13 protein-coding genes and 1 riboswitch are annotated in these 14,918 nt (G+C 40.2%); of the genes, 6 read left to right on the top strand and 7 right to left on the bottom strand.

Going from position 1 to position 14,918, the window contains the following annotated elements; translation table 11 throughout:
• Window positions 1-84: 84 nt before the first annotated feature.
• Complete coding sequence (locus tag ACNAZ4_RS14520; protein ID WP_415815364.1) at window positions 85-1,719, bottom strand: bifunctional metallophosphatase/5'-nucleotidase; 1,635 nt, start codon at window positions 1,717-1,719, stop codon at window positions 85-87.
• Between the two features lie 344 nt (window positions 1,720-2,063).
• On the opposite strand from ACNAZ4_RS14520, the gene ACNAZ4_RS14515 reads away from it, so the two are divergent.
• The 3 genes from ACNAZ4_RS14515 (at window position 2,064) to ACNAZ4_RS14505 (ending at window position 4,603) form a co-directional block, all read left to right on the top strand.
• On the top strand, window positions 2,064-2,765 hold the full coding sequence (locus ACNAZ4_RS14515; RefSeq protein ID WP_415815362.1) for an N-acetylmuramoyl-L-alanine amidase: 702 nt from the start codon (window positions 2,064-2,066) through the stop codon (window positions 2,763-2,765).
• A gap of 199 nt (window positions 2,766-2,964) precedes the next feature.
• Entirely contained in the window at window positions 2,965-4,188 is a 1,224-nt protein-coding gene (locus ACNAZ4_RS14510) for an N-acetylmuramoyl-L-alanine amidase (protein ID WP_415815360.1), read from the top strand.
• Between the two features lie 145 nt (window positions 4,189-4,333).
• Window positions 4,334-4,603, top strand: a complete 270-nt coding sequence (locus ACNAZ4_RS14505) for an IDEAL domain-containing protein (protein WP_415815358.1) — start codon at window positions 4,334-4,336, stop codon at window positions 4,601-4,603.
• Window positions 4,604-4,952: 349 nt separating this feature from the next.
• On the opposite strand, the gene ACNAZ4_RS14500 is transcribed toward ACNAZ4_RS14505, so the two are convergent.
• The gene (locus ACNAZ4_RS14500) at window positions 4,953-5,444 is read right to left on the bottom strand and encodes a sigma-70 family RNA polymerase sigma factor (protein ID WP_415815356.1); all 492 of its coding nucleotides are present in this window, start codon (window positions 5,442-5,444) and stop codon (window positions 4,953-4,955) included.
• A gap of 631 nt (window positions 5,445-6,075) precedes the next feature.
• Between ACNAZ4_RS14500 and ACNAZ4_RS14495 the strand changes: the two genes are divergently transcribed.
• The 3 genes from ACNAZ4_RS14495 (at window position 6,076) to glpK (ending at window position 9,365) form a co-directional block, all read left to right on the top strand.
• Entirely contained in the window at window positions 6,076-6,624 is a 549-nt protein-coding gene (locus ACNAZ4_RS14495; protein WP_415815354.1) for a competence protein ComK, read from the top strand.
• A gap of 323 nt (window positions 6,625-6,947) precedes the next feature.
• Window positions 6,948-7,634: a L,D-transpeptidase family protein gene (locus tag ACNAZ4_RS14490; protein ID WP_415815352.1), complete on the top strand. Its 687-nt coding sequence runs from the start codon at window positions 6,948-6,950 to the stop codon at window positions 7,632-7,634.
• A gap of 240 nt (window positions 7,635-7,874) precedes the next feature.
• On the top strand, window positions 7,875-9,365 hold the full coding sequence (gene glpK, locus ACNAZ4_RS14485; RefSeq protein WP_415815350.1) for a glycerol kinase GlpK: 1,491 nt from the start codon (window positions 7,875-7,877) through the stop codon (window positions 9,363-9,365).
• A 211-nt stretch (window positions 9,366-9,576) separates the two neighbouring features.
• Here glpK and ACNAZ4_RS14480 read toward each other — a convergent pair whose 3' ends face one another.
• The 5 genes from ACNAZ4_RS14480 to ACNAZ4_RS14460 form a co-directional block, all read right to left on the bottom strand.
• Window positions 9,577-9,714, bottom strand: a complete 138-nt coding sequence (locus ACNAZ4_RS14480; RefSeq protein ID WP_415815348.1) for a hypothetical protein — start codon at window positions 9,712-9,714, stop codon at window positions 9,577-9,579.
• Between the two features lie 21 nt (window positions 9,715-9,735).
• Window positions 9,736-9,820, bottom strand: a riboswitch (cyclic di-GMP riboswitch).
• A 228-nt stretch (window positions 9,821-10,048) separates the two neighbouring features.
• Entirely contained in the window at window positions 10,049-10,732 is a 684-nt protein-coding gene (locus ACNAZ4_RS14475) for a C40 family peptidase (protein WP_415815346.1), read from the bottom strand.
• Window positions 10,733-10,957: 225 nt separating this feature from the next.
• The gene (locus tag ACNAZ4_RS14470) at window positions 10,958-12,751 is read right to left on the bottom strand and encodes an LTA synthase family protein (protein WP_415815344.1); all 1,794 of its coding nucleotides are present in this window, start codon (window positions 12,749-12,751) and stop codon (window positions 10,958-10,960) included.
• A 35-nt stretch (window positions 12,752-12,786) separates the two neighbouring features.
• The gene (locus tag ACNAZ4_RS14465) at window positions 12,787-13,587 is read right to left on the bottom strand and encodes a hypothetical protein (RefSeq protein ID WP_415815342.1); all 801 of its coding nucleotides are present in this window, start codon (window positions 13,585-13,587) and stop codon (window positions 12,787-12,789) included.
• 144 nt (window positions 13,588-13,731) lie between these two features.
• Window positions 13,732-14,910, bottom strand: coding sequence for a HupE/UreJ family protein (locus tag ACNAZ4_RS14460; RefSeq protein ID WP_415815340.1), 1,179 nt, complete (start codon window positions 14,908-14,910; stop codon window positions 13,732-13,734).
• Window positions 14,911-14,918: the final 8 nt, after the last annotated feature.

Here is a 14,918-nt window from a genome sequence, read left to right as displayed (position 1 = left end):
TGTAGAATATGATGTATTCAATTAGTAGGATGTTAATATAAAAAAATGCCCAGCAACCATCACGGTTTGCTGGGCACTGCTTGATTAGTTTGCTACATCGATAATACGGCCTTCAATAGCAGGGCTAACTGTCTTGTTTTCTTGCTTGTTCACATATTCAGTGAAGATTTCCCAGTCAACGAAACCAGGTTCGCTTACACGTCCCTCACTATAAGCTTTTCCGAATACATCATATCCGTCTCCGCCTTTAGCGGTGAAAGTGTTTGTTGCTACTCCATATGTTTTAGTAAGGTCCAGACTTACGTAGTTGACACCGTCTTCTTTCACCTCAACTGATTGTACACGCTGGCCAACTGGAAGGGAGCTGTCGTAAGTGAATTTCAAGCCTGACACCTGCAGGAATCCACCGAATGCTGTCGGGGCATCCTTGACGCTATGCTCCAATGCTTCTTTGATTTCAGCACCTGTCAGCTGCATGATTCCCAGTGAGTTTCCGAATGGCATGACTTCAAGTACCTTTGCCATCGTAATATCTCCTGCTTTGACGGAAGTACGAATCCCGCCGCCGTTTTGGACTGCAATGACTGTACTAGGGTTGATGGTTTTAGCCTTTGCGAGCATTCCATCTGTAATCAAGTTTCCAAGATTCGTCTCAACTGTTCTTGCCGCAGGATTTCCACCAATTAAATCTACCGTTGTTGTCCCGATGACTGTGTTTTTCATTTCATCAACGGCAGGTTTGTATTTTTCGTTTAGGATTTGTAGTGCTGCCTGATCATCTTTAAAGTTTTTCACATCCAACAATTCACCGGCATATTCGATTACCCGTCCATTTTTATTGAATTTAACATCCAAGGTACCAAGGAAATTTCCATACTCATTTGCCTGGACGATGACAGTTGGTTCTTTGCCGGATTCCACTAAAATTGGCTCGGTCAACTTAACGTGAGTATGACCACCAACAATAACATCGATTCCTTCGACTTCTTCAGCAAGTGTCAGGTCATTGTCTCCGCCGCCATCATTCAGACCGATATGAGTCAGCGCAATGATTTTATTGACTCCTTGCTTTTCAAATGATTCAACTGCAGCTTTTGCTTCTTTGATGTAATCGGAGAACACGACACCCTCTCCAGGACTTGAGATATCTACTGTTTCAGCAGTCGTGAGTCCAAAGATGCCGATTTTCTCTCCATTAACCTCTTTTACGATGCCTTTATAGACTTCACCGTCGTTTGCTTTAGAAGAGAATTCATTATGTCCCAGCTTACTCATATTCTCATCGTTTTCAAAGTTAACGTTCGCGCTGATTAATGGGAATTCCGCTCCTTTTACAAAGTTAGCCAGAGTGGCGGTTCCTTGATCAAATTCATGATTTCCAAATGTCATGGCATCATAGCCTGCTAGATTCATGAATTCCAAATCTGCCAGTCCCTGAAACTCGTTAAAATAGAGCGTACCTGAGAAAACATCCCCAGCATCTAATAATAATGTATTCGCGTGCTCTTCACGAACTTGATTAATCGCTGTAATTCTTTTGGCAATTGAGTCCAAATGCGCATGCGTATCATTTGTATGCATTACTGTTAACTCGTAAGGCTTGCCAGGCTTCACGCCCTTCATGTTCGCAGACGCTGCAGGAACAGCAATGGATGTCAAAAGAGCAGCAGAAGCAGCTACTGATAAAAGTTTGCGGTAGAACTTGTTACGATAATTCATCAACAGTTTCCTCCTTGTAAACAAAAGTAATCTTGCTACTAAACTAGTTACCATGCCAAACACCTTAATTCTACCAAATTTATTTTATTATAGAACGAATTAAGTGAAAATTCATAAATTTAGTACTAAAGACCTACCGGAAAAAGGATTGATTAAAGAAGTTATATCAAAAGGAAATTTATAACTCTACATTGGTAATAGTTAAGCATTGTCAATGTTAACTCAAATTGGAGTTAACCTTGTTATAGATTACACCGATAAAAAAATGAAAGATTAGATAAAGGTGATTCAAATATTATGGCGAATTATTTTGAAATATAGATAGAGATTATTGGGGGAAATCGATGAAAAAGAAGGGGAAACTAGTAAAGTTAGGGATGCTGCTGTCACTGATCCTGAGCGGATGTTCTCATGGGATTCAAGAAGAAACGGTGGCCAAGGCAGAGGAGAAAGAGCCACTGGCAATTCTAAGCGAAACAAGACTTGCAGTCACTAAAGACCTTATGCCGAATATGAATTTTGTGCAGCGGAGCAATGTGCCAACCCATATCGTTTTGCATTTCATCAGCAATGCCGCTTTAAATCCTGAGCAACCTTATATATATGAAGATATCCGAAAAATTTTTAATGACTACGATGTATCTCCTCATTATATGATCGACCGTGAAGGGAAAATATATTTCCTGTTGCCGGAAACTCGGGCTGCCCGTCATGCCGGCAAGGGGAGCATTGAGGGATACACAGAATACGAAGATCTTTTAAATAAATACTCAATTGGTATTGAATTAATGGCCATTGGGACGGAAGAAGAAATGCAGCAGATCATATCCCCGGAGCATTACAGGCAAATACCGGCCGAACATATCGGCTACACAGAAGCACAATATCAGGCTCTTAATCTTTTAATAGATGATATTCTTGAAAGAAACTCAATGATAAAAAGAGACAGAACCCATATCATCGGCCATGACGAATACGCGCCCGAACGGAAAACAGATCCTGGCAGTTTGTTTGAATGGGAAAAACTAATTATGAATGAAGAGTAGCCTTTATGGCTGCTCTTTTTGATTGCAGTTATTTACCCGTTTTGTTTCATATTTTTCATAATATTATTCCAGGAAAATATTGGTGTTAATTTATTCCATTCGCAAAAAATAGGCCTTTTCTCCCTCTTTAACTCACAGTAATTGGTTTATATTTGGATTGACCTTTCAAATAAGACAAAATTAGACAAAAGGTGGGGAAATGTTGAAAGTCGCTTCTTTTGGTAAATTGCTTCTCAGTATTATGGTCTTTTTAGCATTTTTATTCTCTTTTCAAGCTGATCGTACACAGGCAGCCTACAGCTTTCAAGCAAAAGTGAACGCAGATGTGCTCAATGTCCGTTCACAGCCAGGAACCTCCTATTCTATAGTGGGAAAGCTGAAGGAAAGTCAGGTTGTGACTGTATATGAACAGAAGAACGGCTGGTCAAGGATTGTTTATGGCACAGTTAAGGGTTGGGTTGCAACGCAATATATTTCTGCAACGACCTGGACAGGATATGTTACGGCAACGAATCTTAACTTTCGAAGTGCACCAGGCGGAAGTGTTTTAGGAACATTGCCTAAAGGTACTGCCGTCACCGTTCATGGCAATGACGGGACATGGTTGAAGGTATATGCAACGACTCTTGGTAAAACTGGATGGGTATCTGGATCCTATGTATCTAAGCAAAAGCCTGCAACCACTACCACAGTGTCAAAGGTAGTTTTAAAAGCGAATAGCAATATTCGAAAGGGTCCAGGCACATCATATGCCATCCTGTATACAGAGAAGGCAGGAACATTCATGGACAAACTTGGCGAGAGCAATGGCTGGGTAAAAGTGAAGAGTCCTACTGGTATAATTGGCTGGGTGTCAGGAACACTTGTCCGTGATCCGAATTCTGTTTTAAAAGGAAAGGTCATCGTGCTTGATCCGGGTCATGGCGGATATGACAGCGGAACCAGAGGGGTTACCTATCTGGAAAAAACATTGACACTGAGAACGGCTTTGGAGCTGAAGCCTCTGCTTGAAAGAGCTGGTGCCAAAGTGATCTTAACAAGAAGCTCTGACAGCTATATAAGCTTGGCCCAGCGAGTGAACGTAAGCAACAATAATAAAGCACAGGCATTCATAAGCCTTCATTATAATGCATACTCCTCAACGAGCACCGGGGTCATGACATTTTATTACAACAGCTCAAAGGATGCAGCATTGGCTGGTTTAATCCAAAGTAATTTAGTTGCTACTACGCAATTGCGCAATATGGGCTCCAGATATGGCAACTACCATGTCCTGCGTGAAAACAGGCAGCCAGCCGCACTGGTAGAACTGGGGTTTCTTTCGAATCCAAACGAAGAAAAATTAATCGCGACAACAACGTATCAGAAGAAGGCTGCGAATGGGATTTATAATGGATTGTTTCATTACTTTTTGACGAGATAATAGTATGTGGGGGAGTGACCAATCATCGGTTACTCCCTTCTTTTTTTTTCGTTATGTTTTGCATAAAAGAATTTTATAAGTTAACTTTTTTGAAATTTGGGTAAATAGTATGTAACAACCAAACCCAAACAGAAAGCAGGGATTGATGATGAACAATGACAAGAATTCGAACTCTTATAAACAGGAAATGAACTTGAATATGTATATGGATGCCGTTCATGATACCGACAATACTGAACTGATCCTGCTTCGGGAAAAGACGAGATATACCGATGGAGCAAACAGAATCATTCAAAAGGTTCAGAATGAGTTTCTGAAGAAAAGAAGAGAAGTGGAAATCGACCAAGCTCTAGCAAACAAGGATAAAAAGAGATTCATGGAATTGACTTCTGAAAATTGGAAGGATGCTTTGTAAGGTGAAATGGAATAGTATTTGGATTATATAGAAAGCCTGAAACCTAAGGAATATCAATGGTTTCAGGCTTTTTGGAAATTTAGAAGGGTGTTTGCAATAATGGACCAGTTCGATTGAGCTGAACATGTTGTTTTACTGGAATAATCAACTGGAAAAAAGTGCCCCGAATTTCCAGTTCGCCAATAAAAATTGATTTTCGCCAATAAGTAAGTGGAAATCGCCAATATAATCGAAAAATCGCCAATAAAAGTTTATTTTCGCCAATAAAATTGTGAACTTCGCCAATAAGCTAGAATGGCAAGCGTGTTATGTAGTAAATTGGCTTTTTCAACTAGGTTACTAGCTCTGATTAATTAAAAACCTCCAACAATTGCTCCTTAAGCTTCTTTTTAGCACCGCTTCGCCACTGTTTGACCGCTGATATAGATACATTTTCCTTTTCAGCGATTTCTCTGATAGATAGGAAATCCACGCAGGTGTAGATGACCCACTTTGTTTCTTTTTCAGTGAGTTCCTGGCAGTAGCTGAGCAAAAACTCAAGTTCAAGCGGCTGGTTTGGCTGCGTTTCTTCGACTGAATCCCAGTATTCCTCTTTTGGATGAATGCTCCGTTCTTCAAATCGGTTGTCTCGATTCATTTCATTCAAGATTTGACCTTTTACATACGAATAAGCATAATTGGTGAACTCGCCTTTTTCAGGATCAAAGGCTTCTGCTGCTTCCCAGAGACCGACAAGGCCAATATGAAAGTAGTCTTCTTGATTTTTATAAATATTCAGCGAGCGGATAATTTTATGGATCATTGGTTCATATTGTTTTGCCAGTTGCTCAAAGCCTTCCATTTTACAATCCTTTTGGGCGCGCGCTTTCCATGGTATTCCCGGGTAGCTTTAGGATACCTATGACCCCAGAAGCAGAGCCAATTTAGAAATTTTAATTTTGAATGCAAAAAAGCACAATGAAGAGACTTTTTTGGATGCAAAAATAAATTATTAGAAGTTATCAGACAATTTCATATAAAAAGAGCAAAAAAATGAGATTTCAATCAAATTGTGAATATTGTTTGTCTGAAGAAGAAAAAATTTTTATCCGGTTGTATGGATATGTTAGCACTATTTTTATATATGAAATGAAAGGTTAATGGGAGTGATTGAAAGAAATGGAGGTTAAATTGGGGAAATTTCTGAAAAATAACATATATTATACGAGAAAAACATTTTTTTGGCAATATTCCATAAGATTCATTGTTATTAAGATTAAAGCAAAGACGATTTACTTATAAAAGGAAAAATTTATATAATAATACCAGCAGGGGTTACTGGGAGGTGAAGGAGAGAGGTCACATAGGAAAAATAAAAAGCCCTCGGGGAAAATGTCTTGGTCGACTCCCGAGGACAAGGGTTGGGTATACCAACTATGTTAGTATACCCTTTCCAATCAAATAATCAATAGATTTTATGAGGAGGGAAAAGGATGGAAGTACGAACGGATTACATACTCAACGAAGAAACGGTGTTATTGACCGGGGAATACAATATGAATGGAAAGCTATACGCCAGGGTGATCCAGGGTGAAGATACATTCCTGGTTGATATGAAGCCGTTAAATATCATAAATGAAACAATGATTGGTCTTGGCTCGAATTTTAAAACAGGTCGTAAAAGTGCAAGAAGGCTGCTGGGTAATGTCAGTATGTGCCCGATTAAGGTTAACTGTCATCTGGGAATCTGGTTATTCCCAACCAAGTCATACAATGATGACTTCTGCATATGGTTCTCTCTAATGCATGTGAAAAATACAAAAGCACTCGGAATTCGCAGAACTGAAGTTGAATTGAGTTATGGTCATAAGGTCGTCATTCAGATGAAAGAATCCTCCTTTAATCAAAAACGGAAAAAAGCAGAAGAGTTGAGAGAAAAAATGACTAAAAATTCAAAAGGATCTCTTACCTTTTTCGTAGAATCAAAGAAAGGTATCAAGTTGATCGAGGGTGAAGGGGTAAAGCGGTATACGCTTAAATAGATTTTACGTAGTACATGAGAGGGCATCCGGTAATGGGTGTCCTTTTAGTGTTTTTCATATAAAAGAATGGTTCACACATAAAACGGGTATTCATGCTCTGTTGAATGGAAACAGGCAAAGAAAAATACCAGAAATATAGAAGGGTATCGATTGACGAGATCATGATGAATATAGGATATTAATAATTAATTATTAATTATCTTATTTTGGTGGGTGGAAATGCTGGAAATGATTCCTGCTGTAATTGCTGAATCGGTACAAACATATAGTTACGTAAAAGGCAGTCGTATAGGTTTTTGAAGAAAAGAAAAAGGAAGTGTTGTATGAAGAGTAAATTCATAAAGTTTTTGATGGTTGCTCTTTTCATTCCGCTGCTGCTCATTCCAGCTTATTCCTCTGAAGCCAGCGGGATTCCGACAAGTGCAGAAAAGGCGAAGAAATTGAAACAAGAGGCTTCACAAATGATTGTTGTTACTCCATCGAAGAAATCCAAAACAACAGGTACCATGCAGCGTTATGAAAAAAAGAATGGGAAATGGAAAAAGGTCTCCCCTCCAATGAATGTGGTTATAGGGAAGAAAGGGACGGGGAAAATGAAAGAGGGCGATGCCAGGACGCCTGTGGGGACATTCCGCCTTGGCACAGCATTTGGTTGGGAAACTAAGCCAACAAAAACAAAGTATCCTTTTAAGAAAGCAACAAAGTACGACTACTGGATCGATGATGCAGAGTCAAAGGATTATAATAAATGGGTCCGTTATCAAGGGAATCCACAGAAAAAGTGGAAGTCTTTTGAACGACTGAATCATCCATTATATAAATATGGGGTCGTCATTCGTTATAATGAGAAACCGATCGTCAAAGGAGCTGGAAGTGCAATCTTCCTGCATGTGAAAACAAGTAAAACCAAGTATACTCTCGGGTGCGTGGCGACAAGCGAAAAAAATCTCATCAAAACGCTTAAATGGCTAGATGCTAAGAAGAAACCGATCATCGTGATTAAATCTTAGCGTGATTGGGTGTTTACCGATTTTTATCGAATGAGAGTTAATCAAACGTTTGATTAAAACTTTCTATCAGATCATATGTCTGCATAAATGCCAAAAAGATTGAAAGCGATTTCTGTGTCATGTATACTGCAATTAAGTTAATCATCGTGATGGAGTCGGGGAGAATCACACAGACAAATCCTATTTATAGGGAGATTTCTGTAGGGGTTCTCCTTTTTGCGATAAAAGGGAGGATTTGGGATGGAACAGTATATTTTATCTTTAGACCAAGGGACGACGAGCTCGAGGGCCATTCTTTTTGATAAGGCGGGAAGTATCGCCCACGTTGCGCAAAAGGAGTTCACGCAGCATTTTCCGAAGCCGGGCTGGGTCGAGCACAACGCGAATGAAATATGGGGTTCTATCTTGTCTGTGATTGCTAGTGTGTTATCGGAATCGAATGTTAAACCTGAACAAATTGCCGGTATCGGAATCACCAACCAGCGGGAAACGACGGTCGTCTGGGATAAAGAAACCGGAGTTCCTGTTCATAACGCGATAGTCTGGCAATCCCGGCAGACGAGCCAGATTTGTGATGAGTTGAAGGCTGCGGGACATAATGACCTTTTTCGTGAAAAAACGGGTCTGCTGATTGACGCTTATTTTTCCGGGACGAAGGTGAAGTGGATCCTTGATCATGTGGAAGGTGCGCGAGAGAAAGCGGAAGAAGGGAAGCTGCTGTTCGGAACAATAGATACATGGCTGATCTGGAAGCTTTCGGGCGGGAATGCCCATGTGACAGACTACAGCAATGCGTCCCGTACGCTTATGTTCAATATCCATGAACTGAAGTGGGATGAAGAGCTTCTCGAAATCCTCGGTGTTCCCGCTGCGATGCTGCCGGAATCCCGGCCATCATCCGAGGTTTATGCGAGAACGGCAAAACATCATTTCTTTGGCCAGGAAATCCCGATTGCCGGTGCAGCGGGTGATCAGCAGGCGGCACTTTTCGGGCAAGCCTGCTTCGAGGAAGGCATGGGCAAAAATACGTACGGTACCGGCTGCTTCATGCTGCTGAATACCGGCGAGAAAGCAGTGAAATCGGAACACGGGTTACTGACGACCATCGCCTGGGGCTTGAACGGCAAAGTGGAATATGCGCTGGAAGGCAGTATTTTTGTCGCCGGGTCAGCTCTCCAATGGCTGCGTGATGGATTGAGGATGCTTAAAAACGCCAGTGATAGCGAGTCATATGCCGAAAAGGTGGGATCCACGGATGGTGTTTATGTAGTACCGGCATTCGTTGGGCTTGGAACCCCATACTGGGACAGCGACGTCAGAGGAGCGGTATTCGGCTTGACCCGCGGAACGAGCAAGGAACACTTCATCCGTGCCACCCTTGAGTCACTGGCTTACCAGACGAAGGATGTACTATCCGCAATGGAGGCAGACTCAGGTATCGAGCTAAAAACACTGCGCGTTGATGGCGGTGCCGTGAAAAACAACTTCCTGATGAACTTCCAGAGTGATATCCTCAATGTGCCTGTCGAAAGGCCAGTAGTCAACGAGACGACCGCCCTTGGTGCTGCTTATCTGGCTGGACTTGCGGTTGGGTATTGGAAAGATCAGCAGGAAATTGCTTCCCAGTGGGCGATTGACCGGAAGTTTGAAACAAAGATGTCTGAAGAGGAACGAAATCAGCTGTACAGCGGCTGGAAGAAAGCTGTTAACGCTGCGATGGCTTTTAAATAATGATTTGGGAGATTATTGGAAGAAAGTGATGGATACGCTGTATATTGGGGTTAAGAAGAGCAGCAGGCTGATAAACTTAACAAAACTAAAGGCATGCTTATTGCATGCCTTTTCTATAACCCTATTGTTGATATACTCTCATTTAGCATCCCATTTGATGTGAAAAATAAACAAAGCTAAAGCTCCACAATATCGGAGCTTTGTTCAAAGACTAGATTTGATTAGCAAGCACAGTTATAGCTGCACTGAGTAAAACAGTAGCCAAAAATAATCCTGCATATATTAATTTTTTCTGCTTCGCTTTTTTTCTTTGCTTTTCCTCTGGCGTAAGCCAGTGATAGTTTGACATCAATTTTCACCCTTTATGATTGATGATAGCTGGCTGACATTCCTGATTGGAAAAAGTCCCTATAGCTTTGCGTCATCACTTTTCAATGATTTTGCCTCTATGTATAAATATCTCAATTAAATGGAAAATGTCAATAGGTATTTTGTCGCAATTTGTTGAACAATGTCAAAAGTAAATATAGCTTTCCGCTAAATTCATTTAGATGCATTGGGTAATAGACTGGCGCATACTGCTTCGGGTTTGCGATTGTAGTTATCCGATCATAGGGGCCGAAGAGGATAGATGTCAGATTCATAGAACAAAAAAACCGTGGCTGATTCAGCCACGGTTTCGCTTATATTCTTTTAGCGCCAATGAATCTTGGCTTCCAGTATGGATTGTTAATGCTTGCAATTGATACGCCATTCGAGGTTGCTGAGTGGATCATTTGGCCGTTTCCAATGTAGATAGCTACATGAGTTACTTTTCTTCCACCGCTTGTTGCAAAGAATAATAGATCACCAGGCTGGTAAGAGGTTACTTTAGTACCTACATTATACATTTCTCCAGCTGTACGTGGCAAATCTACTCCAGCTTTAGTGAATGAATAGCTTACTAGACCAGAGCAGTCAAACCCGTTTGGATTGTTTCCTGCCCATTTATATTTCACGCCCATATTGCTTTTAGCAACTGAGATTGCTTTTGTTTTATAATCACCAACAGGAGTTACAGAAGCTTTCTTAAATGTTGTCTTTTTGGAAGATTTAGGTGCAATATATTTTGAACTTACATATCCTTTTTTGCCTTTAACTGAAATCTTTGCCCAACCTTTTGTTTGAGAAGAAACAGTCACTGCTTGTCCTTTTGATAGTTTAGTAACTATAGCGCCGGATGCCGATGGCTTTTTACGAACATTCAATTTACCGGAATTCACATTAACTACATAAGTTTTTCCAGAAGCCGATGCTTGATCTATTGACGGTGCGACAGTTGCAACTAGTGCTAAGAACAAAAGTGAAGTGATAATTCTCTTAAACAAAGTTGTTTACCCCCGTTTGGTTGAAGTTAAACATAGTATAAAACGAAAGGGGTTACAAACAAATAACGGGTAAATTACATTTATATTACAATTTACGACAAGTCTTCCATGTAAAATAAAAACTCTATATGAAAAAATGTATCGAATTAAGTGCTTTTTGGTTGGAGAGACAGTATATCCCAAAATATTAAACCCCAAATAAGCCAGAATGAGACATAATCTGGCTTATTTTAGTGAGTGAATATACGCATCCGAGATTCTCATAAAATGTAATATTTTGTTTAGTTCTTTTATTGAGTCTGCTGCAGCAGGGCCTTCATTTCTGCTATCTATTAGGGTAACCTGTCCGCTATCCTTCGTTTTTCCTGGAGAAAATGAATATCCATCCGTCACAAAGGTTCCTGTTGGAGCATAAAAGCGTATTCCAATCGTATTTTTTGTCGTATTGAACAGGTCAGTTCCAAAGATGATTTCGTTTCCTATATCAAGCCCTAAGAGATTTGCGATGGTAGGGTACACATCTATCAATCCCCCGATGGTGTTTATTTTCCCACCGGTTGCCGATGGTACTTTAATGATGAGCGGTACGTTTAAATGGTCAAGGACAGAATGGTACTCATGTCCGACCAATTCATTAACAATAGATATATCCCTTTCATTCTGGGTTTGTAGTCCCTGGTGGTCGCCATATACAACAATTACCGTGTCATCATACAAGCCAGATGCCTTTAATTCATCAATCAGCACTCCAAAAGCAAAATCAGCATAACTGACCGATTTTATATAAGACCCAACGATTGAATCATTATAGGATTCGGGCAGTGTAATCGCATGAGTAAGTTTTGTTTCAGGAAGGTCGTATGGATAATGACTTGATAGGGCTATGATATGTGCGTAAAATTTTTGTTTGTTTCGCTTTCTTAGTTGTTCGACTGTTTTTTTATATAAAATCTCATCCGATACTCCATATGCAATAAAGTCCTCGGTTCCAAAATAATCCTGGTCAAAATATTGATTGAAGCCCAAGGAATCATACATATCTTTCCGACTCCAAAATGATACTTCATTCGCGTGAAAGGTGGCTGAATAATAACCAGATCGACTCAGGAGCTTTGGGAAGCTCGGAACAGACTTACCGGCGGCGGCTGTCGACATTGGTTCGCTCCCAAGGGCATAGATAGAGGTATTGACAAGGAACTCAGCATCTGAAGTGTTGCCTTTGCCAACCTGGGTATAAAAATAAGGGAAGAAAAAGGCCTCATTGATGAATTTGTTCAGGTTAGGTGTTATTTCTCTATTATCGATCTGCTTATTGAGTAATAAACTTTGGACAGATTCCAGCTGAACGATGATTACATTCTTGTTCTTGGCAATTCCATACAATTGCCGGTCCTCATTTTGTTGGGATGGTTTGATTTTGTTAATCAAAGCTGGATTAATTTTTTCACTGTCCTTTAATAACAAACCAGCTTCAGAAGATGCCTCCAGGAATTGATAGGCGAAGAACCCTACTGTTTCATATTGGCTAATTTCACTGATGATATTGGAAGATCGATAAAAGCCCCAGATGATAAGAAGAATGGTAACTGCCAAAATTGGCAGATAGGTTTTTTTTTGAATTTCAAGGAGCGGCCAATTCTTCTTCAGCAGAACTAGGACAGGCAAATCTGCAAAAAACAGTAAATATTTAAATTTGAATAAAGCAAAAATGCTGGCTTTAACTTCGCCAACCTGGCCAGCCTGTGCGAGTGATTTATAAGTCACAATAGAATTGTAATAATCAAAGTACATGATGGCAGTTAACAATAAAAGTGAACCTGTTATATTTAAAAGTAGATAAACATATTGTGAATTCTTTTCCCATAGCAGTGAAAATAGTAACACCAGCAAAACTAAAAAGGAAGTTTCGACCAAAGCGCCGCCAATATCCAGACTGCCAATGATCTCGTACCGGGTAAAAAGTGATTTTAGGCAGAGGGAAATCAGGTTCGTTAACGCTAATGCTGATAATCTTCTCAATTCAAGATTTCCCTCCTGAAATTCATTTTTTCCTATTATTCCTTTAGTAAAGCGAGTTTATGAATGGTATATAAATCAGCTCTGTATATGCGGTTTCCATGACGATAGGCATAAATGTAATAGTCCTTACCTCCCTTTGTAAGAATGGTGATTCCTTCACTTTCACCAGGTTCTTTTATGGCTGTCTGTCCAATGATCTGTCCATTGAAATTCAGCATTGTGAGAAGGTTATTCGTTTGAAAATATATGATGCCATTGAATACCTCCAGTCCCTGAGGAATTCCTTGATACTTAATGGGAAATTGTTTAATAATGTTGCCATTAAAGTCTGCAATACTGAGCTTTGGGGGAGTTGTATCACTTTCTGCTGTGTGGATGACCAAAGTATCACTATGATGATCAATTGCCACTAGACCGGCATTTCCTAGTGAATGGAAATCGATTTTTCTTGTAATGGATGGCTTACTTGACAATATATCTATTTCATATATAAAAGTAGGATTCTTTCCTCCTCCGTTAGACACATATAGCCTCTTATTCGATTCTCTAAAGTCCAGTTCGGCTGCATGCCCTATAGATAGAGGCTCTGTTTCTTTTACCAGCTTTCCTCCTGAATTGTACTTTCTGATCACACCATAACCCTTTCCGACATCGTATCCGACATAAAAATGGTTATCCCAATAGGCGACTCCCTGGAGATTGTCTTCTGTCGGGATATCAAATAGTTTCTCTCCACTCAGCACATTTAAACGAGGGGAGGCCTTGGTTTCATCGGGATGGAAAAATAAAAAGAAGGTCATCACTGTTGCGAATACATACATAGAAAAGTTCCTCATAACAATCACTCCTATTTGCATGAGACATTTTTGTTATTTTGCTTATTTTTTTCAGGTCTTCATTTCTTATACTGAAATAAGCCAGAAAATAGAAAAACCTCTGCCACGTATACAGGCAGAGGTTTTATTTTCCAAAACACAAGCTTATGAAAATAAGCGTTCCACAAGCCAGAATGCTCCAAACAAAATAATCACGATTGATCCAAGTTTGATATATTTGGCTGAATTCTTTAAACGATGCAAGTAGGTCAGCAAAGGAAGCAATAGCAGCACAAGCGCGATCTGCACCACTTCAATCCCAATATTAAAACTGAAAAGTGCGGATACCAGGCTTCCCTTTGAGAGATTCATCTCCTGAAGAATATTTGCAAATCCAAGTCCGTGAATCAATCCAAAGACAAAGGTCAATCCCCAACGGTGGTTTACTTCCTTCTTAAAGATGTTTTCCACTGCCACATAAATAATGCTCAGTGCAATGGCAGATTCAACAAACCTTGATGGCAAATCCATGATTCCTAATACCGCCAAACTTAAGGTGATGCTGTGAGCAACCGTAAAGGATGTAACGATCAACGCATATTGCTTGAACGTTTGTTTCCGCAGCAATAGTGCGAACAGGAATAGCAGATGGTCATACCCTGTTAAAATATGAGCCATTCCCAGTTTGAAAAAAGATAGCCAGGAAGAAGTGGTCTTTGCTTCAGCTTCAGGTTTGGAACCTGGCTGAGAGTCAGGAGTATTCGCCTGCTCCCCGTTTCCGCCTGCTTGCTGCTCCTGTTGGTCTTCTGTGAGCAGAATCGTCCATGAACGATTCTCACCCTGTAACGCCGCCTGGCTTGAACCGCCAGGATAGGTAGCGGACAAGAGATTCACATAGTTTGTTTCTGAATCCTTGTAATAAAGTCCATCGTTGACGGTAATGGTATCACCAGGTGCAAAGGCTGGGTACTTCAGGGAGAGCGTCAGAAACTCTTTGTTCTCCTTGGTTTCTAAAATCATGGATTGCACTTCAGGTTCTTGTTGTTCGTTATTTCTGTCGAGAATTACACTGTGAGTAAGGAATTCGATCAGGTGGTCCTTATCCGCTTGAATTTCTTCCTCTTGTAAAATGTTATCTTTATTCTCATCGAGATCTTCCTGGAGTTCAAGAATAGATAAAGTATCAAACGAAAACGTAAATAATGTTTCGTTTTGGTTGAATTCAATATTTGTAAAACTTGCGCTGTATTGATGCGCCGATGTAGAAACAGGAAAGGAGTAGAACATAAGGATGATGATAAAGAGTTGAAATAAAGCTGTCTTACCAGATTTTTTAGTCTTCACATGTTGAC

It is taken from the genome of Mesobacillus thioparans, assembly GCF_965138835.1.
Classification (GTDB): domain Bacteria; phylum Bacillota; class Bacilli; order Bacillales; family Cytobacillaceae; genus Mesobacillus; species Mesobacillus thioparans.
The sequence above is the reverse complement of the archived record's forward strand: the minus strand, read 5'-3'. Positions and strand labels throughout refer to the sequence as shown.

Coding starts and splice junctions, on each gene's coding strand:
- ACNAZ4_RS14510 (WP_415815360.1), top strand. CDS start 2,965: ATGTTGAAAGTCGCTTCTTTTGGTAAATTGCTTCTCAGTATTATGGTC.
- ACNAZ4_RS14520 (WP_415815364.1), bottom strand. CDS start 1,719: ATGAATTATCGTAACAAGTTCTACCGCAAACTTTTATCAGTAGCTGCT.
- ACNAZ4_RS14465 (WP_415815342.1), bottom strand. CDS start 13,587: ATGAGGAACTTTTCTATGTATGTATTCGCAACAGTGATGACCTTCTTT.
- ACNAZ4_RS14500 (WP_415815356.1), bottom strand. CDS start 5,444: ATGGAAGGCTTTGAGCAACTGGCAAAACAATATGAACCAATGATCCAT.
- glpK (WP_415815350.1), top strand. CDS start 7,875: ATGGAACAGTATATTTTATCTTTAGACCAAGGGACGACGAGCTCGAGG.
- ACNAZ4_RS14515 (WP_415815362.1), top strand. CDS start 2,064: ATGAAAAAGAAGGGGAAACTAGTAAAGTTAGGGATGCTGCTGTCACTG.
- ACNAZ4_RS14490 (WP_415815352.1), top strand. CDS start 6,948: ATGAAGAGTAAATTCATAAAGTTTTTGATGGTTGCTCTTTTCATTCCG.
- ACNAZ4_RS14495 (WP_415815354.1), top strand. CDS start 6,076: ATGGAAGTACGAACGGATTACATACTCAACGAAGAAACGGTGTTATTG.
- ACNAZ4_RS14505 (WP_415815358.1), top strand. CDS start 4,334: ATGATGAACAATGACAAGAATTCGAACTCTTATAAACAGGAAATGAAC.
- ACNAZ4_RS14480 (WP_415815348.1), bottom strand. CDS start 9,714: ATGTCAAACTATCACTGGCTTACGCCAGAGGAAAAGCAAAGAAAAAAA.